Origin of the sequence: Bradyrhizobium sp. CB2312, from assembly GCF_029714425.1 — a bacterium.
Taxonomy (GTDB): domain Bacteria; phylum Pseudomonadota; class Alphaproteobacteria; order Rhizobiales; family Xanthobacteraceae; genus Bradyrhizobium.
On record NZ_CP121668.1, the window covers coordinates 1,921,551 to 1,943,606 of the forward strand.

General features: G+C 62.2%; 16 protein-coding genes and 1 pseudogene. 11 read left to right on the forward strand and 6 right to left on the reverse strand.

Annotated features, from left to right (window positions below):
* Positions 1-132 precede the first annotated feature (132 nt).
* The 3 genes from QA642_RS09160 to QA642_RS09170 form a co-directional block, all read right to left on the reverse strand.
* Positions 133-1,161 carry an IS110 family transposase gene (locus QA642_RS09160; protein ID WP_283084366.1) on the reverse strand — a complete coding sequence of 343 codons (1,029 nt, stop codon included), beginning with the start codon at positions 1,159-1,161 and terminating at the stop codon, positions 133-135.
* A gap of 83 nt (positions 1,162-1,244) precedes the next feature.
* Positions 1,245-1,694: a hypothetical protein gene (locus tag QA642_RS09165; RefSeq protein ID WP_283084367.1), complete on the reverse strand. Its 450-nt coding sequence runs from the start codon at positions 1,692-1,694 to the stop codon at positions 1,245-1,247.
* Between the two features lie 46 nt (positions 1,695-1,740).
* Complete coding sequence (locus QA642_RS09170) at positions 1,741-2,136, reverse strand: hypothetical protein (protein ID WP_283084368.1); 396 nt, start codon at positions 2,134-2,136, stop codon at positions 1,741-1,743.
* 83 nt (positions 2,137-2,219) lie between these two features.
* On the opposite strand from QA642_RS09170, the gene QA642_RS09175 reads away from it, so the two are divergent.
* The 3 genes from QA642_RS09175 (at position 2,220) to QA642_RS09185 (ending at position 4,461) form a co-directional block, all read left to right on the forward strand.
* Complete coding sequence (locus QA642_RS09175) at positions 2,220-3,209, forward strand: Ku protein (protein ID WP_283084369.1); 990 nt, start codon at positions 2,220-2,222, stop codon at positions 3,207-3,209.
* Positions 3,210-3,496: 287 nt separating this feature from the next.
* Positions 3,497-4,000, forward strand: coding sequence for an NUDIX domain-containing protein (locus QA642_RS09180; protein ID WP_283084370.1), 504 nt, complete (start codon positions 3,497-3,499; stop codon positions 3,998-4,000).
* Complete coding sequence (locus QA642_RS09185) at positions 3,997-4,461, forward strand: metallophosphoesterase family protein (protein ID WP_283084371.1); 465 nt, start codon at positions 3,997-3,999, stop codon at positions 4,459-4,461. The genes QA642_RS09180 and QA642_RS09185 overlap by 4 nt, the downstream gene beginning before the upstream one ends.
* 75 nt (positions 4,462-4,536) lie before the next feature.
* Here QA642_RS09185 and ligD read toward each other — a convergent pair.
* Positions 4,537-5,477, reverse strand: a pseudogene (gene ligD, locus QA642_RS09190) (non-homologous end-joining DNA ligase).
* A 244-nt stretch (positions 5,478-5,721) separates the two neighbouring features.
* On the opposite strand from ligD, the gene QA642_RS09195 reads away from it, so the two are divergent.
* Positions 5,722-5,910, forward strand: a complete 189-nt coding sequence (locus QA642_RS09195) for a DUF3606 domain-containing protein (protein ID WP_283084372.1) — start codon at positions 5,722-5,724, stop codon at positions 5,908-5,910.
* Positions 5,911-5,952: 42 nt separating this feature from the next.
* Here QA642_RS09195 and QA642_RS09200 read toward each other — a convergent pair whose 3' ends face one another.
* Both QA642_RS09200 and QA642_RS09205 read right to left on the reverse strand, forming a co-directional pair.
* Positions 5,953-6,216, reverse strand: coding sequence for a hypothetical protein (locus tag QA642_RS09200; protein ID WP_283084373.1), 264 nt, complete (start codon positions 6,214-6,216; stop codon positions 5,953-5,955).
* A gap of 319 nt (positions 6,217-6,535) precedes the next feature.
* Complete coding sequence (locus QA642_RS09205; RefSeq protein ID WP_283084374.1) at positions 6,536-8,398, reverse strand: reverse transcriptase domain-containing protein; 1,863 nt, start codon at positions 8,396-8,398, stop codon at positions 6,536-6,538.
* 966 nt (positions 8,399-9,364) lie between these two features.
* On the opposite strand from QA642_RS09205, the gene QA642_RS09210 reads away from it, so the two are divergent.
* From QA642_RS09210 to QA642_RS09240, 7 genes are all read left to right on the forward strand, one after another.
* On the forward strand, positions 9,365-10,327 hold the full coding sequence (locus QA642_RS09210) for a zincin-like metallopeptidase domain-containing protein (RefSeq protein WP_283084375.1): 963 nt from the start codon (positions 9,365-9,367) through the stop codon (positions 10,325-10,327).
* 103 nt (positions 10,328-10,430) lie between these two features.
* On the forward strand, positions 10,431-12,548 hold the full coding sequence (locus tag QA642_RS09215) for a ParB/RepB/Spo0J family partition protein (protein ID WP_283084376.1): 2,118 nt from the start codon (positions 10,431-10,433) through the stop codon (positions 12,546-12,548).
* Between the two features lie 184 nt (positions 12,549-12,732).
* Entirely contained in the window at positions 12,733-17,052 is a 4,320-nt protein-coding gene (locus QA642_RS09220) for a strawberry notch-like NTP hydrolase domain-containing protein (RefSeq protein WP_283084377.1), read from the forward strand.
* Positions 17,052-18,113: a toprim domain-containing protein gene (locus tag QA642_RS09225; protein WP_283084378.1), complete on the forward strand. Its 1,062-nt coding sequence runs from the start codon at positions 17,052-17,054 to the stop codon at positions 18,111-18,113. The genes QA642_RS09220 and QA642_RS09225 overlap by 1 nt, the downstream gene beginning before the upstream one ends.
* Positions 18,114-18,451: 338 nt before the next feature.
* The gene (locus QA642_RS09230; protein ID WP_283084379.1) at positions 18,452-19,375 is read left to right on the forward strand and encodes a DUF2493 domain-containing protein; all 924 of its coding nucleotides are present in this window, start codon (positions 18,452-18,454) and stop codon (positions 19,373-19,375) included.
* 136 nt (positions 19,376-19,511) lie between these two features.
* Positions 19,512-19,961, forward strand: coding sequence for a hypothetical protein (locus QA642_RS09235; RefSeq protein WP_283084380.1), 450 nt, complete (start codon positions 19,512-19,514; stop codon positions 19,959-19,961).
* A gap of 606 nt (positions 19,962-20,567) precedes the next feature.
* Complete coding sequence (locus QA642_RS09240) at positions 20,568-21,719, forward strand: IS110 family transposase (RefSeq protein ID WP_283084381.1); 1,152 nt, start codon at positions 20,568-20,570, stop codon at positions 21,717-21,719.
* Positions 21,720-22,056 lie beyond the last annotated feature (337 nt).

Here is a 22,056-nt window from a genome sequence, read left to right on the forward strand (position 1 = left end):
ATGGGCGACATTCTTGTTGCCAGTGTAATCTTCGGAAGCTCGCGCGTATCGACCGATCGGTCCTTCCATCTACTGCGTCCTGCAAGTTCGTGGGCAATCCGCCGAGCGACCTGCTCGCGGGCCGATTTCAGATCAAGTCGGCATGACGGCTACCGGCTGCTTGTACACGCCGCCCGATATCATCAAGCGCCAAGCGATGCGGGCAAACTTGTTGGCCAAGGCCACCGCGACCAACTTTGGCGGCTTTCGCTCCAGCAGCGAAGCGAGCCATGGTGTGGGCCTATGACGGCCCTTTCGAATATGCCTCAGCAGTGCGGTCGCACCGACGATCAACGTCGATCGCAGTATAGAATCTCCAGCCTTTGTAATGCCGCCGAGCCTTTGCCGGCCGCCAGTTGAATGATCCTTAGGTGTCAGCCCGAGCCACGCCGCAAAGTCGCGACCCGATCTGAAGGTCTCTGGCGGCGGCGCTTTCATGCTTAGCATGGACGACCCAATCGGACCGACGCCGGGAATCGTCGCGATCCGCCTGCTGACATCATCGTCGCGGTGCCACCTCATCAGCTTGGCTTCGATCTTTGCCAGGCGGGCTTCGACCGCGGCATATTCCTCTGCTTGGAGTCGGAAGAGATCCTTTGCCATTTCCGGCAAGCTGTCATCCTCGAGTACCCGTTTGATAAGTTGCGCGACATTCTGCCGACCGGCGGGGCCGACGATGCCGAATTCAGCCGCATAGCTCCTGAAAGCATTGGAAAGCTGCGACTTCATGCTGACCAGGCGTTCCCGCACAGTCATTAACATGCAGGCCGCTTGCCGTTCCTTCGATTTGACCGGTACAAACCGCATACTCGGCCGGGTGACCGCCTCGCACAGCGCTTCGGCATCGGCCGCGTCGTTCTTGCCGCGCTTCACGTAAGCCTTCACGTACTGAGGGGGGATCAGCTTCACCTCGTGACCGAACGACTGCAGCAGGCGCGCCCAATGATGCGAGCTGCCGCAGGACTCGATGGCGACGAGAACCGGTGGAAGCCGCTCGAAGTAGCGGATCATCTCGGCTCGCCGGAACTGGCGGCGGACCACCACCACCTCATTATCATCAACACCATGAAGCTGGAAAACCGACTTGGAAGTGTCCATACCGATGCGAACAGGAAGATTCATCAGACTTTCCTCTCATCTAGCTGTGACGCTGACAGCGCCATAGAACCGTGGGGATTGAGAGGCCGTCCACACCAGCACATTGGTCAGGATTCGGTTCGAGGGTGGCGCGGCTGCCACGTCAACTGTAGCAGAGTCGCGGATGGACGCCGGCCCGCCTTGGCGCATCTGCGGCAGCGCAGCCGGCTGGCGAGATCGTACACGAAGGTGGTCGGCGGGTGCTTCATCGCCGCGAGGTCGACGTCGCTGGGCGTCTTGCAGCGCGAGCACCTGATCTCCAGCCAGGGGAAGCCTCCGTTCACGGCCTGATCGATCGTCGGGGATGGGTCGATCGGTTCGCCGTCGCTCCACATCCGCTCGTTCCACCTTTCGCAAAGCAGCCTGTCGGCCTGCTGGATCATCGCCTCGCCTTTGGCCCGCATCTCCGCCGATTGGGTCGCCAGCATGCTAGCCATCGCGCGTGCCTTGCCGAGCTCTTTCGCCAGAGCCTTGCGATCGCCGCCCGACAGGGGCGTAGGGTGATACTTCGGGGCCATCCGGACATCCAGGCGCAACGAGATCGGATCGGCAAATCCAGAGCGACTACGGCGTCTCGAACGCTGGCCAGCACCCGTCTTCTTCATGCCTGCCGGTGCGCTGCCGGCAGGTGTTGTCGAGCAACCGCTGCGCCACGTCCTTCCAGAGCGCGTTGGCGCCATACAAGCGGACGGCATCGGCAGTCTGGATTTCCACGGTCCGCTCGCAGCGGCGGCAGGAGACGCGGAGCACGTGGCCCTTGATTTCCGAAAGGCATCGCTGCCGGGCCTGGGCCACGGTCGCGCCGGCGCGAGGGTCCTTGAGCACCGATTCCCAATATTCGGCCGGGAGGGGAGCATCTGGACCCGCAGCGGACGGCGCTTGTCTACGGGCGGCATCAACGGCCAGTTTTTCCATCTGCTTCGGGGTCGGCATGCGCCAGCTCGCGGGTCGGTCGGTCATGCCGAATTAGAACATAACACGAACAAATGTCGAGTCCGCCGTAGGCAGGCGCTGAGAAAAATCCTCATATGGGACGGGTCCCGATGTCGGAACCAAGCCGGATCGTACGTCTTGAATCCGGTATTAGTATCGGAGTTCCCCCGGCATGGCCCCCCAACTGGAAAGGCTTCCTGCGTCTTTCCCTCGTCACCTGTCCGGTCGCGCTCTATCCGGCCACCTCGGAATCCGAAAAGGTCTCGTTCAACCAGCTCAACCGGAAGACCGGCCACCGCATCAAGTACGCCAAGGTGGACGCCGACACCGGCGAGGAGGTCGACAACGAGGATATCGTCAAGGGCTACAAGGTTGATACTGATACCTTCATCGAGGTGACCAAGGAGGAGCTCGAGAACGTTGCGCTGGAATCGACGCGCACCATCGAGATCGACGAGTTTGTCGACCGCAGCGAGATCGATCCGCGATATCTCATTCGCCCCTACTACCTGCGTCCTGACGGTAAAGTCGGGCACGATGCCTTCGCCGTTATCAGGGAAACCATCCGCGAGATGAACAAGGTCGCGATCGGCCGTGTGGTGTTGACCAATCGCGAGCACATCATCGCGCTCGAGCCGCTCGACAAGGGCCTGATGGGAACGCTGTTGCGCTACCCCTACGAAGTGCGATCAGCTGATGAGTATTTCGACGACATCCAGGATGTCAAAGTTACCAAGGACATGCTCGATCTAGCCAAACACATCGTCAATCAGAAGGCGGGCCATTTCGAGCCGGACAAGTTCGAAGACCAGTACGAAACGGCCCTCATCGATCTCATCAACCAGAAGCGCGCCGGCAAGCCCATTACCGCGAAAGCGCGTCCCCGCGGGGAGAACGTGGTGGACCTGATGGACGCGCTGCGAAAGAGCATCGGAAGAGAGGCCGCGTCCGCGACAGAGGCACCCAAGAAATCAGGAAAAAAGCCGCGCAAGGCGGCGGCCGGGCAGAAGGAAATGCTGATGCCGATCGCAGGCAAGAAGCCGGCGAAAGAGACCGCGGCGAAGAAGCCGGCGGCCAAGCCGCAGCGGAAGTCGGCTTAGGTGTCGCGAAGCATCCGGTGACGCCGGACGATCACCACTTCGTCGTCTGCGGCAGGCTCTGGCGAATGGCAAATCCCATCTCGACGAGGTTACGCGAGATCATCTCGTCGGCCGTCTAATGGCGGCCCGGCGGGTCGGTGTGCGCGCCAGGAAGGCGGCCGACCGCGAGGCCGAAGTAACGGTGCATAGGACCGAGGACGAGGCTAAGCAGGCGCTCGGGGAGCGCGGTCCGGCATGGCGGGACGGCGGCTCGCCGGCTCTCGATTGCTCTGCAAAGTAGGAGCGATATGGCTGCGGTGAAAAAGACTTCCAGGAGATCGACCTTGAGCGCGGGCATTCTCGCATACCGCAAGGGCGCTCGGGGGCTCGAGGTTCTGCTCGTTCACCCCGGCGGTCCGTTCTGGCGTAAGAAGGATGATGGCGCATGGTCCATTCCAAAGGGCGAAATCGAGGCCAATGATGCTCCGGAGAATGTCGCTCGACGCGAGTTTGCCGAAGAACTCGGCCCGAGCGCTTCGATAGGCCCACTTAAGGCGCTGGGGGAAGTCCGACAGCGAGGTGGGAAGCGGGTCATCGCATTCGCCGGCAAGGGCCACTTTGATCCGGCAGCGCTGACCAGCAATACGTTCGATATCGAATGGCCGCCCCGAAGCGGTCGACAGCAGAGCTTTCCCGAAGTCGACCGCGCGGAATGGTTTGATATCGAGCTCGCGCGGACCAAGCTGCTCTCCGCTCAGGTAGAGTTCCTCGATCGTCTTTTGGCGATCGCAGTCGAGAGTGCCGGGAAATGATGTTCAGGATTGGAATCATTTCGGACACGCACGGTCTGTTGAGGACCGAGGCGGAACGAGGCCTGACGGGCGTCGATCACATCATCCATGCCGGCGACATCGGGCGCCCCGAGATCGTCGACGCGCTTCGCCGAATCGCCCCCGTCACGGCCATTCGTGGAAACGTGGACAGTGGCGAATGGGCTCGCGACTACCCCGACACGAACCTTGTGCGCCTGGCGGGAAAGTCGATCTACGTTCTGCACGACTTGAAGACCCTGAAGGCTGACCCCGGCGCCGGCATCGACGTCATCGTCTCCGGGCATTCCCACCTGCCGAAGATCGACACGGTCGGTGGCGTTCTCTATCTGAATCCCGGCAGCGCTGGACCCCGGCGTTTCAAGCTGCCGATCACGCTTGCGACGCTCGAACTCACGCCTGACGGCGTGCGACCAGAAATCCACGACCTTGGAGGCGACTGACTGCCCACTGCGGAGGGCTGGAGGAGGCGAGTGCGTCAATCCTTCCGTTTGCCGGGTTACGCCCGGAGGGAAGCGCTATTTGCGCGGACGTTCTCGCTCGCGCACGACCTCCTTCGCCCGCTTGTCGGACCTGAGCCCAAGGTAGACGGGCTGGCGCAGTTCGCCCTTGCTCGTCCACTCCGCAAATTTGACCTCGGCAACCAACGAGGGCCTGACCCAGGTCGTGGCGGCCTCGTCCTTCACTTTGGCGAGGAAGGGTGATTTAGGGGTCGCCAGCTTCACGAGCCTGGCATGGAGGTCTGCCAGAACCTTATGGCTGAAGCCCGTGCCGACATGACCGATATACCGCCATGCGTTGTCTTCCCGCACGGCGAGGACTAGGGCGCCGAAGTATGGCCTCGTGCGCTCGGCGCTGTGAAGCCCACGATCACCACTTCCTGCCGCTTTGATGTCTTGATCTTCAGCCAATCCGCCGTCCGGCTTCCGGAGGCATACGCGCTGTCGGCGCGCTTCGCCATGATGCCTTCCAGACCCTCGGCCTCGGCGAAAAATTTCGTGCCGTTCGCTTTGCGGTGACGGCTGAAGGCGATCAGCCGGTGACGTGGCAGGATCGCTTTCAGCCGCTCCTTGCGCTCGAAAAGAGGCCGTTTGCGCAGGTCCTCTGCGTTCTGAAACATGAGATCGAAGGCGCAATACAGGAGCTTCGCTTCATGACGCAGCGCGTTTTGCAGCAGCTGAAAATGCGAGACGCCGTCCTTTCCGATCGCGACGAGCTCGCCGTCGATCACGGCGTCCCCCTTCACGCCCTCCAGCGCTTTGGCGACCTCGATATAGCTACGGCTGATGATCTTGCCATTGCGGCTGTCAAGCGCAACCTTGCCCCGGAGGATTTCCGCGATCATCCGGAAGCCATCGTATTTATCCTCGAAAACCCAGCCGCGGTCATCGAACGGCGCGTCGGTGAGCGTAGCAAGCATTGGCTGTAGGCGTTTGGGCAGGGTCGACGTCCTGCTCATTCAAGGGCCAATCCTTCAGAGCGTGTTGCGTAATGCATGGACGGCACCTTATCGCTCGAGGTGGCCGGGGCCGGTTCGATGAAGCCGGGGAGAAGCGCCTTGACATCGATAGCCGCCGGCCTTTTACGCTGAAACGCCACTAAAGAACTCCACGCTACAGCCGATTCAAATTGGCGGAGTTCGAATCGTTCCGGAACCTGCGAATCCTTGTCGCGTTTTCTTCGATGTCACGCAGGAGGCACCGATGGCGGTAGCGAAGAAGAGCAAGACGGCGCGCGGACGAAAACAGGACCGGACGCTGGTGGCCGGTGGACAAGACTACGAAGTGCGGTACGAGGCGAAGAAGACAGGAAAGTCGGCACGCGCGGTGAAAAAAGCAGTCAAAAAGGTCGGCACTTCGCGCAAGCGTGTGGAGAAACGGCTGGGCCGCTGAGTCGGAGCGACGGGCTGGCGTCCGAGGGTGGCGGCGATCCTTCTAGTCGGAGGGGCATTCAGGGCAGGTATCACCGATCGAGTCCAGAACGTCGCGAACCGCGGCCTCCGCTGTCTGACGGGATACGCCTTCCGGCAGGTCTCGACGGGCGATGTCGAAGGCCCGCTCTCGGGCATGCGGATCGGCGCGGTCCTGCATCCAGCCATGCTCCTCGCACTCGCGGATGGCGCCGGCTTCGTGCAGCACGTTGATCGCCCAACCGCGCAGGGTGCGGATCGCCGGCCGTCTCTGCTTGGTCATCAGCATTGAAAGAATCACCCTCGCTGAGACGAATCGTTTAGTCCCGCAGACGTTCCCCATCGCTAACACACGACTGGGATTCCGCATCGTGGGATCTCGTGGTCCTTCGAAGCCCGCATTTTCCAGCCGGCCAGGTGCCAGGGTGGGCGAGAACGAACTAAAGAAACCGTTTTCCGATACTTCAGACACCTTATCCGTTTTGCGAGTGCGGCTGTCGCCGCACCGGGCTCTCGTGAACCGAGCCGCGCAGCGTCTCGGTAGGGTAGGCGCGGGACACCTCGAAGAGGATATCCCTACGCCTCCCCCCAAACCGTGCGGGCACTTTTCAATGCACACGGCTTTCCGTACGCGCATGCTCTCGACCGGAGACGGCTGCACGGCATGACGGGCACAGGACAATGGTCTTGCGCCGCCAACCGGACCGTTTCCAGACCGTCAGCGATCCGCTTCGCAGGTCACCTAGGCGGCGGAGATGATGCATCTCGAATGGTCCTGTCGTATCGCTGCACGCTTCGCATTTGCGGGCGTTAAGTCGATCGATCAGATCATTTGGGCGTTTGACCCACCACGCACCTGCCGTGACGTTGTCGATAGTCGGACTTGTCCAGTAGGCTCGGGTGAGATGCTTCAGTCTCCACAGCTTGATGCTGCGAAGCTTACCACGGACCACGGAGCTAACCTCGTAGTCCGTGCCTTTCCACAGCCGCGCCATGGTTTTTGCTCTCGTCGTCCGATGTCGCATCGCCAGCGTCTTCACAAGACTGCGGAACACGACAAGCTCCAGCAATCCCAAGGCGCTCTTGATGTCGTCGGCAAACGAATGGTAGTTCGCAAACCCACGGAACTCTGAGTTATAGGCGAGGACGGTTGCAACGTCGCTGGTTACCAGGAACTGCTCGCGCGGACTGCCGGTCTTCTTGGCGAGATCGCCATAGCCGTGTTGCTTGCAGAACTTGGTGACTTCCTTGCGCGGCACCCGCAGGCTGACATTGCCGGTGGTCGGCCGACGCATCACACGCCATGTCCGTCCAGCCGGTCCTTTGCGGCTGGATTTTCGTCCAGCCCCGTAGGATGTGTATGTCGAGACGCGATAGCTCAAGAAGGTCACTCCCTTTGAAGCGGCGTGAACCCCACTTTTCTCGGGCGACACGGCGAGCTTCAAGGTCTCCGTCATGAATCGTTCGACGCAGGCCATGATCTCACACGCTTCCCGCTTGCTCCCGATCACGCCGATGAGGAAGTCGTCGGCATAGCGACAGTAGCGGAGCCTTTTGAAGTTGGGGTCCATCGGATCGACGGAAGGCACTTTCCGTCTCTCCTTATTGATGGCTTTGATCTCCGCAAATGCAGCATCGATCTCGGCCCGATCCGCGCCTGCGGCACGGAGCCGTTCAATCTTCCGGCGGAGACTGAGGACGCGCCGTTCCAGCGCCACGTAGCGCGGGAATGGACGTCGCTCACAGCCTTTGTCGAAGTTCGCCTTCATCATCTGCATGTGCTGGTCCAGCTCGTGCAGATAGATGTTGGCGAGCAAGGGCGAGACAACGCCGCCCTGCGGCGTGCCACTGTAAGTGCGTCCGTAGACCCAATCTTCCATGTAGCCTGCTTTGAGCATTCCTTCGATCAGACCGATGAACCTATCGTCATCGATCCGCTTCCTTAGAAGCCCAAGCAGGATGTCATGGTCGATGTTGTCGAAGAACCCACGCACATCCACTTCGACCAGCCACTTGCAGCCCGTCCAACTCTTCTTGATGAGCTTGAGTGCGGTATGACAGGATCGCCCCGGGCGGAACCCATGTGATTCATTGAGGAACACAGGTTCATAGATCGCTTCGAGTAGAATCCTGACCGCCTCCTGAACGAGCCGGTCTTCCACCGTGGGGATACCCAGCGGTCGTGTCTTGCCGTTGTCCTTCGGGATATAAACCCGCCGGACCGGCCGGAAGCGATAAGTGCCATCTGCCACGCGCCTGGCGATGTCGGCGAGCTTCTCCAGCGACATGCCGTCGAAGGTCTTGCCATCTACACCAGGCGTCAGGGCTCCCTTGTTGCGGGAGACCTTTTCGTAGGCCCACTCGAAGAGATGCGGACATCTCATCAGGCGGTGAAGGCCATTTACGCGCTTACCCGACCGCGACAAAGTCGGCAGTGATTCAATTCTTCTCTGGATGGTAACGGCCTGCATCAGCAGAACCTTTCCGTCGAAGAATCTCTTCTACGCATACTGCACATGCCGTTATTCGCGGCATCGTCCTTCCCCGATCGGAGGCGCTTTCGGTCCGGTCGCCCGGCCTTATACGCATGATCGTCCGCCTCGCGGCGGCTGTCCCGGCCATTACGCCGGGCATTTGGGTACTATGACGGCTCCGTCGCCATACAGGTCCTCGAAAGAACCTGTTGTAGGCGATCCCGTAGTTACGTGTGTGGGGAGTCGCGGTGTGTTTAGGTGTCCCATTCGTCTCCTTGACCCACGGATGGTGGTCGTCCCACGCGGACTGGTGGCAATTCGCACTGGCCGGTGCGATCCGCCCCGCGCGGCGTAGCGTGTCAGCCGCGTTCGCTACTGCCAGCCCTTTGGCGACTGGAAACTGGGATTCAGGCAATACAGCTTTCACCATGCACACCTTACTCTGTGCTCTCCACCGGGCTGCGGCGCCCGATTTCGAGACGTTTCCCGGCATGCTCTGGTCCCGTTCCTCTTTCGAGGTCTCAGTCGTTTCCGACACCGGTAAGCCGGGTAAGTAAGAGCCCAACCAGCAGGCTCCATTCTTTCGAACACTCCCTTCTTCTTCACGCCACAACGGCGCACACCTTGCGGCTTCGATCCCTCGCGCTAGAGCTTTGGTGTTCCTCGCCGGGGGCACTCGGGCAAGGGGCTCGCCTGCGGCGATCGCTATCACTGCCCCGTTCCCGGGTGCCGCTATTGAACCGGTCTCGTCGCTGCACTCGGACCCGCGTGCCCCTTCGGGTCGCTATGCTCACGCTCTCCGGGTGCCATTTTCCGTTGAAGCGATGCGCCTCTGGCGCACGCTTGATCGGGCCTGCGGCCCAGGGAGATGAAGGGGCTGAGAGTAAGAGTGCAGGCTGGGTTTTTCCGTGACGGGTTACAAGCTGCGAGAGAGGCTCGCGGCGCCCGTCGCGGAGACCCGCGATGTCAAACCCTACTGCGTGCGCGCGCGACGGCCAGGACCGGGCAAACCTCTATAACGAAATCACCGATAAAATCATTGCCGAGCTTGAGGCCGGGCGCGTCCCATGGGTTCAGCCCTGGGGTACGGCCGCGGCGAACGCGCCGCTGGCCATGCCGAAAAACGCATTGACGACCCGGCAATACAGCGGCGTCAACATCCTCCTCCTTTGGCAAGCGGCAATCGAACGCGGATTTAGCGGTCAAACTTGGCTCACCTTCCGTCAGGCGCTCTCGCTTGGCGGCCATGTTCGCAAGGGAGAGCGTGGCACCACTGTTGTCTACGCTGATCGTTTCGTGCCGAATGACGAAAAGCGACGCGCCGCTGAGACCGGCGAAGACGCGCAGGCAATTCCATTCCTCAAACGATTTACCGTTTTCAACACCGATCAGTGTCGGGAACTGCCCGATGGTATCGCGGCCGCCGCGCCGCCGCCGTCCGCTGGCCTCATCGAACCCACGGTCGACGCCCTGATCAAGGCTAGCGGAATTCCGTTCCGGATCGGTGGAGATCGCGCATTCTATGCAACAACCGAAGACTATGTTCAGGTCCCGCCGCCGCAGGCCTATTTCGAGCCCATCAACTGGCACCGCACGGCACTGCATGAACTCGGTCATGCCACTGGGCATCCCTCGCGCCTTAAGCGCGACCAGAGTGGATCCTACGGTACGAAGAAATATGCCTTCGAAGAACTGGTCGCTGAGTTGAGCTCCGCGTTCAGCTGCGCGTCGCTCGGGATCGTCCCGACCGTGCGCCACGCCGACTATATCGGCTCCTGGCTCGAAGTCCTGCGCGAAGACAATCGGGCCATCGTGCGTGCCGCCTCGCAGGCGAGCAAGGCCGCAGACTATTTGCTCGACTTCGTTCCAGGGTCCATTCAGCCCGCGTTGCTGGACACGGTTGTTGCCGGTCACAAGGCTGCGTGATGCTCGGCCTCGTGGCCGCGCGAGAGTGAGAGGAGGTGAGCCTGTTCGCGACGGGTTGGAAGCCGAGAGAGAGTCTTTCGGCCGCCCGTCGTGGAGAGCCAAAATGACGAAAGCCGTACAAAAAATCACGCTGTCGCCTTCCCGGGACATTCCGTTCAACAAGCTCGTACTCAGCCAGTCGAACGTTCGTCGCGTTAAGGCCGGTGTCTCGATCGAGCAGCTCGCCGAGAGCATCGCGCAGCGTACGCTTCTGCAAAGCCTGAGTGTCCGGGCCGTTGTTGATGCAGATGGCAACGAGACCGGCATGTTCGAGGTGCCGGCGGGCGGCAGGCGCTATCGCGCTCTGGAACTCCTGGTGAAACAGAAGCGGATGTCCAAGACGCAGGCGGTGCCGTGCGTCGTTCGCGAAGGGGGCATCGCTGAGGACGATTCGGTGGCGGAGAACGACGAGCGGGTGGGCCTGCATCCGCTCGATCAGTTTCGGGCCTTCCAGATGCTCCGCGATCTCGGCATGAGCGAGGAAGACATTGCCGCGCGCCATTTCGTAAACTCCGCGATCGTCAAGCAGCGCCTGCGCCTGGCGTCGGTCTCGCCGCAGTTGCATGACGTCTACGCCGAGGACGGCATGACGCTTGAGCAGCTCATGGCGTTCTCAGTCACTGCGGATCACGCCCGCCAAGAGCAAGTCTGGGACAACGTCAGCCGCTCCGGATATGACGAGCCATACCAGATCCGGCGCTTTCTCACCGAGAACACCGTGCGCGGGTCCGATCGCCGGGCCCAGTTTGTGGGCCTCGATGCTTATCAGCGCGCGGGTGGCGGCGTTCTGCGGGATCTGTTCGAGCACGACGACGGCGGCTGGCTTCAAGACATCGTGTTGCTCGACCGCCTCGTAACGGAAAAGCTCAAAGCCGAAGCTGAGACGATTGCTGCCGAAGGCTGGAAGTGGATTTCAGTCGCCGTAGAGTTCTCCTACGGTCACGCTCAAGGCCTGCGAGAAATCGAGGGCAAACCTGTCGATCTCTCGCCTGAGGAACAGGCCACCATCGATGCCCTGAATGCCGAGCAGGCCAAGCTTGAAACCGATTACCAGGATGCCGACGAATTGCCCGAAGAGGTCGATCAGCGTCTAGGCGAAATCGAGTCGGCGCTGGCGGCGTTCGAAGATCGGCCGATGCTCTTCGATCCGACCGAGATCGCCCGAGCTGGTGTCTTCATCAGCATCGATTCCGAAGGACGCCTTTCGGTGGACCGGGGTTACGTCCGTCCAGAGGACGAGGCGCCAGTAAATGATCCTGATGTCGGGCAGGGCGCCGATGCGTCGTCGACCGAAGGTCAAGAAGAGAGCCCTTCCGCCCAGCGCACCGTGATCGCGGTCGCAGGTGGCGTTCCTGATGCCGAAGAGGATGATGAGGACACGGCCAAACCTCTGCCGGATCGGCTCATCACCGAGCTGACGGCGCATCGCACGCTGGCGTTGCGGGATGCGCTGGCAGAAAATCCCGCGATCGCATTCCAGGCGGTGTTGCATAACTTCGTGCTGACGGCCTTTTATCGGTTCGCATCGTCCGGGAGCTGTCTGGAGATCGGCCTTCGTACACCGACCTTTCCCGCTCAAGCTCCGGGGCTGCGAGAAAGCGGCTCAGCCAAGGCCGTCGAGACGCGGCATGAGGCGTGGAAGGCACGGTTGCCGAAGAGCGAGAACGATCTCTGGGATGCGCTGACGGCTCTCGATGGTGGTGCACAGGCATCGCTGTTCGCCCACTGCGCGTCATTCGCGGTCAACGCCGTCTATGAACCGGCCAACCGCTACAACCAGGGCCGTGTCTCCGCTCACGGCGTCCGCACGCGTCTTGACCAGGCTGATGTGCTTGCGCGCGCAGTCGGGCTTGACATGGTACAGGCTGGCTGGCGACCGACCGTCGACAACTATCTGGGCCGGGTCACCAAGCCGCGAATTCTGGAGGCGGTGCGGGAAGCCAAGGGCGAGTCGTCGGCACAGCTGATCGACCATCTGAAGAAGGCTGAGATGGCCAAGGAGGCCGAGCGTCTACTCGATGGCTCGGGCTGGCTGCCGGAGCCGCTGCGCCTCGTCGATCCCGATGCGGCGCCAGTGGCGCAGGAGGGCGAAGCGGGCCCGCTGCCCGAATTCCTCGCCGACGAGGAGGATTCGGAAAACGTCAGCGAAGATGATCCGCAACAGCTCGACGCGGCTGAGTGACGTCCATAGAGCGGGATGGTTTCGGCCGTCCCGTGGTTGTTTGGGGACCAGTGCGCAGCGCTGGTCCCATTTTTATGGGCGAGGTCTGAGAGGGAGAGCCGGGCCGCGAAGGGTTTGAGCCGTCGAGGTCAGAGGAGAGCGCCTGACGGTTCGACCCCTTCCTGCTCTCTTGAGACATCCTGCCATGACCGAATCTTTCCCGGGCGGCGCCGCCGCCGCGCCGCTCTCGATGCGTGCCGCTGCAAGTCTCACCTCCGCCGCTGTTAGGGCCGCGCGACAGCTCCTGACCGAGCTCGAACGCGGCCGGGGCATCGATGCCGCTGTTCTGCGCGGTGCCATGGAGGCTGCCTTCGGCGCCTCGGACGCGGCCGGCGCCTGGAACTGGAAGACGGCCTATGACGTCTGCGAGGCGGCAACCGTTCTCTTCCTTCGCAAGTTCGGCCCGGCCATACGGGCCAGGGCTGGCTCGACGGCTGCCATGCTGCCGATGCTGGCGAAAGTCGCGAACCGTCTGCCGACCCACACGCGGCGTTCCGAGGACAGTCAGGCGCTTCAGCAATTCTCGACGCCGATTCCGCTTGGGCTGGCCGCTTGCGCCGCAGCCGGTATCACGCCTGCCGAGCGCGTTCTGGAGCCCTCCGCGGGGACCGGCTTGCTCGCCATTCTGGCCGAGCTCGCTGGCGGCTCTTTGATCTTGAACGAGTTGGCCGAAGGCCGCGCGGCGCTGCTCGATCATTTGTTCGCCCACGTCAAAGTCACGCGGTTCGACGCTGCGCAGATCGATGATCACCTCGACGCGAACGTCTTACCGAGTGTTGTCCTGATGAACCCGCCGTTCTCTGCGGTGGCGAATGTCGATCGACGGATGGCGGACGCTGCTTTCCGGCACATCGCTTCGGCGCTCGCGCGTCTCTGCGACGGTGGGCGCCTCGTTGCCATCGCTGGCGCGAGCCTTACGCCGGAAAACCCGGCCTGGCTAGAGGCCTTTGTTCGCCTCCAGGAGCGAGGGCGGGTCGTGTTTTCTGCGGCGATCGACGGCGCTGTCTACGCCAAACACGGCACTCAGACGGACACGAGGCTGCTCGTGGTCGACAAGTTGCCCGCTGCCGATCCGAAGGCTTTTCCTGCCTCGCAAGGCATGGCCGGCGATGTCACCACTTTGCTCAATTGGGTAACCCAGCATGTGCCTCCGAGGCTGCCCGTCGCCGCGCCGATCGTGGCCGATATCGTTAGGCGCCCTGCAATGTCCCGATCGGCTGGCACCATTGCATCAAGCCCGTCGTCCACTTTGGGGAGCGCACCGGAAGGTGTGGAACTGGCGTACGAGATCGTCGAATGGTCGCCGCCCGAAGGCGCCCGGCTCACGGATGCTCTCTATGAGGAATACGGATTGCAGTCGATCCGTATACCTGGATCGTGCGCGCATCCCACCAAGCTCGTGCAGTCCGCCGCGATGGCATCCGTTGCGCCGCCGAAGCCGTCCTACCAGCCGCACCTGCCTTCGGCCCTGGTGGCAAATGGAGTTCTCTCGGACGCCCAGATCGAGAGCGTCATTTATGCTGGCGAAGCGCATTCTGATTTTCTCGCGGGGTCTTGGACGGTCGATGCGACCTTCGATGTGGTGGCCGCCGCGCGCGAAGGCGTGGAGAACGCCGTCCGCTTTCGTCGCGGCTGGTTCTTGGGCGATGGCACGGGTGCGGGCAAGGGGCGGCAGGTCGCTGGCATCCTGCTCGACAACTGGCTTAAGGGGCGCCGCCTGGCGGTCTGGATCAGCAAGTCCGACAAGCTGATCGAGGACGCGCAGCGCGACTGGTCGGCGCTCGGCATGGAGCGGCTGCTCGTGACGCCTCTGTCCCGGTTTCGCCAGGGCACGCCGATTCGACTTTCGGAAGGCATCCTTTTTGCCACCTACGCCACGCTACGCACCGACGAGCGTGGCGAGAAGCTTTCGCGTGTTGGGCAGATCGTCGAATGGTTGGGTTCGGACTTCGACGGAGTGATCGTCTTCGACGAGAGCCATGCCATGCAGAATGCGGTCGGGGGCAAGGGCGAGCGCGGCGACCAGGCGGCCTCTCAGCAGGGGCGCGCTGGCCTGAGGCTCCAGCACGCCTTGCCCGATGCTCGCGTGGTTTATGTGTCGGCGACGGGCGCTACCACAGTCCACAACCTCGCTTATGCCCAACGCCTTGGCCTCTGGGGCGGTGCTGATTTCCCGTTTGCCACGCGGGCCGAGTTCGTCGAGGCAATCGAGGAGGGTGGAGTTGCGGCGATGGAGGTGCTGGCGCGCGATCTCAAGGCGCTCGGGCTCTACGCGGCCCGCTCGTTGTCCTACGACGGTGTCGAGTACGAGCTTGTTGAACACCAGCTTACGCCGGAGCAGGTTCGCATCTACGACGCCTATGCGGATGCGTTCAGCATCATCCACAACAACCTCGATGCGGCAATGCGGGCCGCCAACATCACCGGCGAAACCGGGACGCTGAACGGGCAGGCAAAATCCGCTGCCCGATCGGCCTTTGAGAGTGCCAAACAGCGCTTCTTCGGGCACCTGCTGACCTCGATGAAGACGCCGTCGCTCATCCGATCGATCGACCTCGATCTCGACGCCGGCCATGCTGCGGTCGTTCAGATTGTTTCAACGGGCGAAGCGCTGATGGAGCGCCGGCTCGCTGAGATCCCGACCGAAGATTGGAGCGACGTCCAGGTCGACATCACCCCGCGCGAGTATGTGCTCGACTATCTCGCCCATTCCTTCCCGGTCCAGCTCTACGAACCGTTCACCGACTCTGAGGGCAACCTGTGCTCTCGGCCTGTCTATCGCGACGGCCAGCCAGTCGAGAGCCGGGAAGCCCTCGCCCGCCGCGACCGCCTCATCGAGAAGCTCGCATCGCTCCCGCCGGTGCCCGGCGCGCTGGATCAAATCGTGCAGCGCTTCGGCACCGACTTGGTCGCTGAAGTGACCGGCCGATCGCGCCGCGTCGCCCGCAAGGGCCATCGGCTGGTGGTCGAAAACCGCGCCAATTCGGCCAACCTCGCCGAGACCTCGGCTTTCATGGACGACGTCAAGCGGATCCTCGTGTTCTCCGATGCGGGCGGCACGGGGAGGAGCTATCACGCCGAGCTGTCGGCCCGGAATCGCCGTCTGCGCGTCCATTACCTGCTCGAGCCCGGCTGGAAGGCCGACGCTGCGATCCAAGGGCTCGGCCGGACCAACCGCACCAACCAGGCGCAGCCGCCGCTGTTTCGTCCTATCGCGACCGACGTGAAGGCGGAAAAGCGCTTCCTCAGAACCATCGCACGTCGGCTCGACACATTGGGGGCCATTACGCGCGGCCAGCGCCAGACCGGAGGGCAGGGCCTGTTCCGGCCCGAGGACAATCTCGAAAGCCAGTACGGGCGCGATGCGTTGCGTCAACTCTACACGCTGCTGGCGCGAGGCAAGGTCGAGGGATGCTCGCTCGGGAGGTTCGAAGATGCGACCGGCCTGAAGCTGACGGACGCCAACGGGCTCAGGGACGACCTGCCGCCGATCACAACCTTCCTGAACAGGTTGTTGGCGCTCACCATCGATCTGCAGAATGTCCTGTTCACCGCCTTCGAGCAGCTCTTGACCGCTCGGATCGAAGGTGCGGTCGCGGCGGGCACTTATGACACCGGGCTGGAAACGCTCCGCGCCGAGAGCTTTGTCGTCACTGACCGGCGGACGATCTATGTCCATCCGGGTACTGGCGCCGAGACCCGGCTGCTCACGATCACCCAGCGCCAGCGCAATCATCCTGTGAACCTGGATGACGCTCTCGATCGCCTTTCCGATCGTCGTGCTGTCCTGCTGATCAATGAGCGGTCGGGACGAGCCGCCGTGCAGATCCCAACCGCGAGCGTCATGCTCGACGACGGCGAGATCGAGCGCCGCGTCCGCCTGATCCGGCCTATGGAGCAGCACCAAGTCTCCTTGAACATGATGGCGGAGAGCCATTGGGTCGATGCGGACCGAGAACGCTTCGCCGCAGCCTGGCTGGCGGAGCTTGCCGAGGTCCCCGAGTTCACGGAAAGCACGATCCATGTCGTTGCGGGATTGTTGTTGCCCATCTGGAAGCGGCTGCCGAACGAATCGACCCGCGTCTATCGGCTCCAGACCGACGCGGGCGAGCGCATCATTGGCCGCAAGGTTTCTGCCGCGTGGGTCGCAAACGCCATTTCGGTGGACGCGCCCACGCTGTCACCGGACGCTGCCTTTGCCGCCGTGACGGAGGGACGCACCATCCTCGACCTCGCCGAGGGGCTCCAACTCCGCCGCGTCCGGGTGATGGGCGCATACCGCATCGAGCTGTCGGGATTTAACGACACGATGCGCGATCGCCTCCACGCTTACGGTCTCTTTGGAGAGATCATCTCCTGGAAGCTGCGAATGTTCGTGCCCACCGACGCAAGCGGCGTCGGGATCCTGACAAAGGTGCTCGACACCTATCCGGTCGCGCGCGTCAGTGAACGGGAGGCCGCGTGATGGCTCCCGACGCCTCCGAACTGGCACGCCGCCTCGCGCGCGAGGCCGAGGCCGTGTGCCGATACTATCTTTCCAATGGCAAGCGAGCGGGGCGGTATTGGGTGGTCGGCGACGTCCACAACACGCCGGGCCGCTCGATGTTCGTGCGGCTCCAGGAATCGCGGAAGGGACCCGCCGGCAAGTGGACTGACGCTGCGACCGGCGAGCATGGCGACCTCCTCGACATCATCCGCGAATGCCGGGGTTTGCGCGACTTCAGCGAGGTCACCAAGGAAGCGAGGCGGTTTCTGAAGCTGCCTCATCCTGAGCCGCAGCTGGCCTCGAAACCCGTTCGCTCGTTTGCACTGGCCGGATCGCAGGAATCCGCCCGTCGGCTCTTTGCGATCTCCAGCCCGATCGAAGGCACGGCAGTCGAAAAATATCTGCAGCGCCGCGGAATAGCCCGCGCCCACCATGGCGGCAGCTTGCGCTTCCATCCACGTTGTTACTACCGGCCGGATGAGGATTCGCCGACCGAAACCTGGCCGGCAATGATTGGCTGCGTCACGAACCTCGAGGGGCGGATCACCGGAGCGCACCGAACCTGGCTCGATCCAGACGGCTTTGATCGCATTCGTCTCGGCAAGGCTCCGGTCGGGACGCCACGACGGGCCATGGGTGACCTGCTCGGCAACGCCGTTCGATTCGGCGTGGTGGACGACGTGCTCGCTGCCGGCGAGGGAATCGAGACCATGCTGTCGCTACGTTACGTGCTGCCGACTATGCCTATGGCCGCGGCGCTCTCGGCCAATCACCTCTCAGCCATGTTGCTGCCGTGTGGCCTGCGCCGGCTCTACATCGCCCGCGATGAAGATGCCGCTGGAGATGCCGCGCAGGCTACTCTCATTCAGCGCGCGGAAGAGGCCGGCATTGAAGCGATTGCATTGTCACCTCGGCTGGGCGATTTCAACGAAGACCTGCACATCTTCGGTCTCGAGACCCTCCGAGCAGCGTTGCAGCTTCAACTCGTACCAGAGGACGTCGTCCGCTTCCTGCATTCGTCGACGGTAGCCGCAGAATAGGCCGGTGCTTCGATCGACGTTAATTGGTCGGTCATAACGAGGCCATTGCCGGAAGAGGGCGCGACCTCGGCCTTCTAGAGGGCGATCGGACGGCAGCCGGACCGGGCCGGCAATGGCTACGCCCGGCTATTTTCCGCCGCGCGCCGGCGATGAGAAGACACATCGGCAATCAAACCAGCGCGCTTTGCATCGCGAAGCAAAATAGCCGGTCTCCGCCATCCTCCGCTGCCGCTTCGGCCCTCCGCTCCGCTCCGGGTTCTGGCCCGCTCCGCCCGCCGTCTGAGTGATCGCCACGAAGGCCGCGATGGGCGCGGCCGATCCGGCAAAGGGCCCCTCCAATGACCGACCACGACGACATTGAACCGCCGCACGCCTCTTCTCCAACTGACCAGGTCCTCACCGAATTACAGCTCTTCGGCTACCGTCCCTTCGACGACCAGCCCGATCCACGACCACTTCCCGAGGGCAAGATGATCGCTGGTGCCATTGCCGACGTGTTCGACGCCCTGGTTGCGACCCTGAGCGACACGCGGCTCGAGCCGGACCTTAATGATCTGCTCTGGTCGACCGTCAACCTGTTCCATCGTGCCGTTGACCGCATTGAGCGCCACCTCGACGACAACGAACAAGCGCAGCAGAAGAGCCAGCGCGAGCAGAATGGCTCGGAAGTCCGATCGGTTGAACTCGAGCGCCTGACGGTCGAAGGCATCACTTTGATCGAGCGCCGCAACTGCATGGAGCTCTTCCGCGACCAGGCCATCGAGCGGTTTGAGACCCACACCGGCTCATTCTGGCGTCCCCGATCGGGCTCGCTGGTGAACCACCGCACGCTGACCGCAGCGATGATCGACTCCCGCGACTTCATCGCTGCCAAGAGCCGCGCCGAGACCGAGGTCATGCTACCTTCTGGGCCGAAGATCGCGCTCACCGGAGGGCTAGACTTCAACGACCATCACCTCGTCTGGGATCGCCTCGACAAGGTTCACGCCAAGCATCCCGACATGGTGCTGCTCCACGGCGGCTCCCCTAAAGGAGCCGAACTGATCGCGTCCAAATGGGCGACGACCCGCAAGGTACCTCAGATCGCTTTCAAGCCCGACTGGACGAAACATGCCAAAGCTGCGCCATTCAAGCGCAACGACGCCATGCTCGAACTCCTGCCGATCGGCGTCATGCATTTCCCAGGCACGGGAATCCAGGACAACCTCGCCGACAAGGCAAAGCGTCTTGGCATCCCCGTCTGGAGGTTCGGCGGCGCATGAGCGTCGTTCGCCGTCGGTCATCGAAGCGGAGTTGCATTCGCCGTAACTCCGCCTCGTTTCCATTTTAGGTCTGAGGTTGCGCCGTGGTGGTGGTGGAAGGCGCGACTGGTAAATTTATGCACATGGAGCCACCACCATGCTCGCCCTTGGGCTTGTTCTCAACACACTCGGTATTGGCTTGTTCTGTTGGGCGATCTTTGCGCTCGCTGTGTATGCTTTGCCGTTTTTTGTCGCACTGAGTATCGGGATGGCGACGTTGCAGAGCGGCGCTGGCCTCGTTGGCGCGCTGCTTATCGCAACGGCCGGCGGTGCGCTGACGCTTGTCCTCGGCCAGGTCGCCTTTGCTGTTACTCGGTCCTTGGCCTTGCGCATCGCGATCGCGACAGCATTCGCTGTTCCCGCCGCCGTCGCCGGCTATCATGTGGCGTTCGCCGTGTCCCATATCGGAGTGCCTTCGCTGGCCTGGCGTGAGGTCTTCGCTTGCATCGGCGCACTTTGCATTGGCATTACCTCATGGACGCGCTTGATGGTTTTGGCGGAGACTCGCCCGTTCGAGCCGCGTGGGGTGGTGAAGAACCCGTCCTAAGCAGTCTTACGGCCGCATGGCCCGAGGGGATGACCGTTCACCGCCTTCATCGTCGAACCGTTTCGCGCAGATCGGCGCGGTTGGACGGGGGATGATCGAAACCTGATCGAGAGGTAGTCGCGGCCTTCCTCGGAACTCCTCAATCAAGCTGCCGGCATTCGGTCTGGCCCGCGCAGCCGTGGCGGAGCGATGCTATCTCGATCGGTTCTTGGGAGACGATGCCGCCTTTTGTAGGAGATGGTTTCTCTTTCCCCGCTGAATCGTTCCGACCTCTTGTTCGTCAAAATCGAGATAGCCACGCTTCTCCAGAGATTGTGGTTCAGCACGCGGACGCACGTGGCCTCGTTGATGGCTTGATCTGGCCGAAGACCGGCTTCGCCTCGATCGTCTGAGCCGCAACGCCGTTGATGCGACTTTCTTCCCCTGGGCTTCGCCCATTCCTCGCGAGACAAGAAAGTCGCCACAACGACGTCCTCCGCTGCGCTCCGGCCCGAGCGGGTGCGTCGCCGATCGTCCTCGGCCCTAGATCGCCATCGAGATCCTATGGTCAATGGCGGCGACGTGTTTTGATGTGGATGTTGTGGCCGTCGAACAAGGAAGAGCAACATGACTCCCAATGAACACCCGAGCCAGGGAACGCACAAAGAGATCAACGCGATCTTTGTTTCAGTGGAGTTGAGTCGGAAAACTTGGCTGATCACGTCTTTGTCGCCGGGAGCTGGTGAAAAACTGTCCCGCCACACGGTTACGGGCGGTGACGTTGCCGGACTCCTCGAGCGTCTCGTCGGCCTGAGACAGAAGGCTCTTAAACGTACGGGGCGGTCTTACCCAGTCATCGTCATTCAGGAAGCAGGGCTAGACGGCTTCTGGATGCACCGTGTTCTAGAGAGAGAAGGCTACGAAAGCCATGTCGTTGATGCGGCCTCGATCGCCACGTCGCGGCGTATGCGCCGCGTGAAGACCGATCGGTTGGATGGAGAGACCCTCATCCGATCCTTACTGGCTTTCAAGCGCGGCGAACCTCGCGTCTGCTCCATGCTACGGGTACCGTCACCTGTGGAGGAAGATCGCCGCCGCATCGTGCGAGAGCGCAAGGTGCTGATGGAGGAACGCATCCGGCACAGCAACCGAATCAAGGGACTTCTCTTCTCGCAAGGGATCACTGGCTACGATCCGCTGCGGCGCGATCGCCGAGAGTGGCTCGAGAGATTGCAGACGGGTGATGGACGCAAGCTTCCTGATCACATGAAGCGCCAGCTGCTACGTGAACTCGATCGACTGGAAGTGCTGCTGGACCAACTCAAGGCCGTCGAAGCCGAACGAAACGCCTTGCTTGCGGAAGAACGGCAATCAGCCCGCGAGGTTGGCTTGCTCTCAAAGGTCGTCGGCGTCGGACCTGAGTTTGCGGCAGTGCTCTGGGGCGAAGGACTGTTCCGGCACTTCGACAATCGAAGACAGGTGGCGGCCTATGCCGGCCTCGCGCCGACGCCCTGGCAAAGCGGATCGATCGATCGGGAACAGGGGATCGGAAAATCCGGAAATCGACGTTTGCGCTCAACATTGTTGGAAATGGCCTGGCTCTGGCTACGCCATCAGCCGGGTTCGACGCTCAGTCGCTGGTTCAACCAGCGTGTCGCCCAAAATGGTGGCCGCTTCAAGAAAGTGATGATCACGGCGCTGGCGCGCAAGCTGATCGTAGCTCTGTGGAAATATGTCAGCGCGGGCGTCGTGATAGAGGGAGCGGTCGTCCGTCCATGACGACATCATCAGATCGCAGTTCGGCCCGGGCCTAATCAGCCTGCCGGAACCAGGTGGACGACCGCACCGCGGCTTGGCTGAAGCGCCGTCATCGAGAATGGTCTCGTCCTCCTGAACCCTTGCCGCCGAAGGCGGGATTATGGTGCGGCCGCACGTGCGGCGACCGGATGTGAGGTTGATACGTGCATAGGCGCGGATCAGGAAATGGGTTCAGACCTTGGTTCAAGAGCGGAAACAGCCAGTACGCGCAGCGCCGAACGCGCTGAAGAGGCGCCGATCGCCAGCGTCGTTCTCTGCTGATGATTCCGGCGAAGCCCCGATACGGCCTCTCATTTCG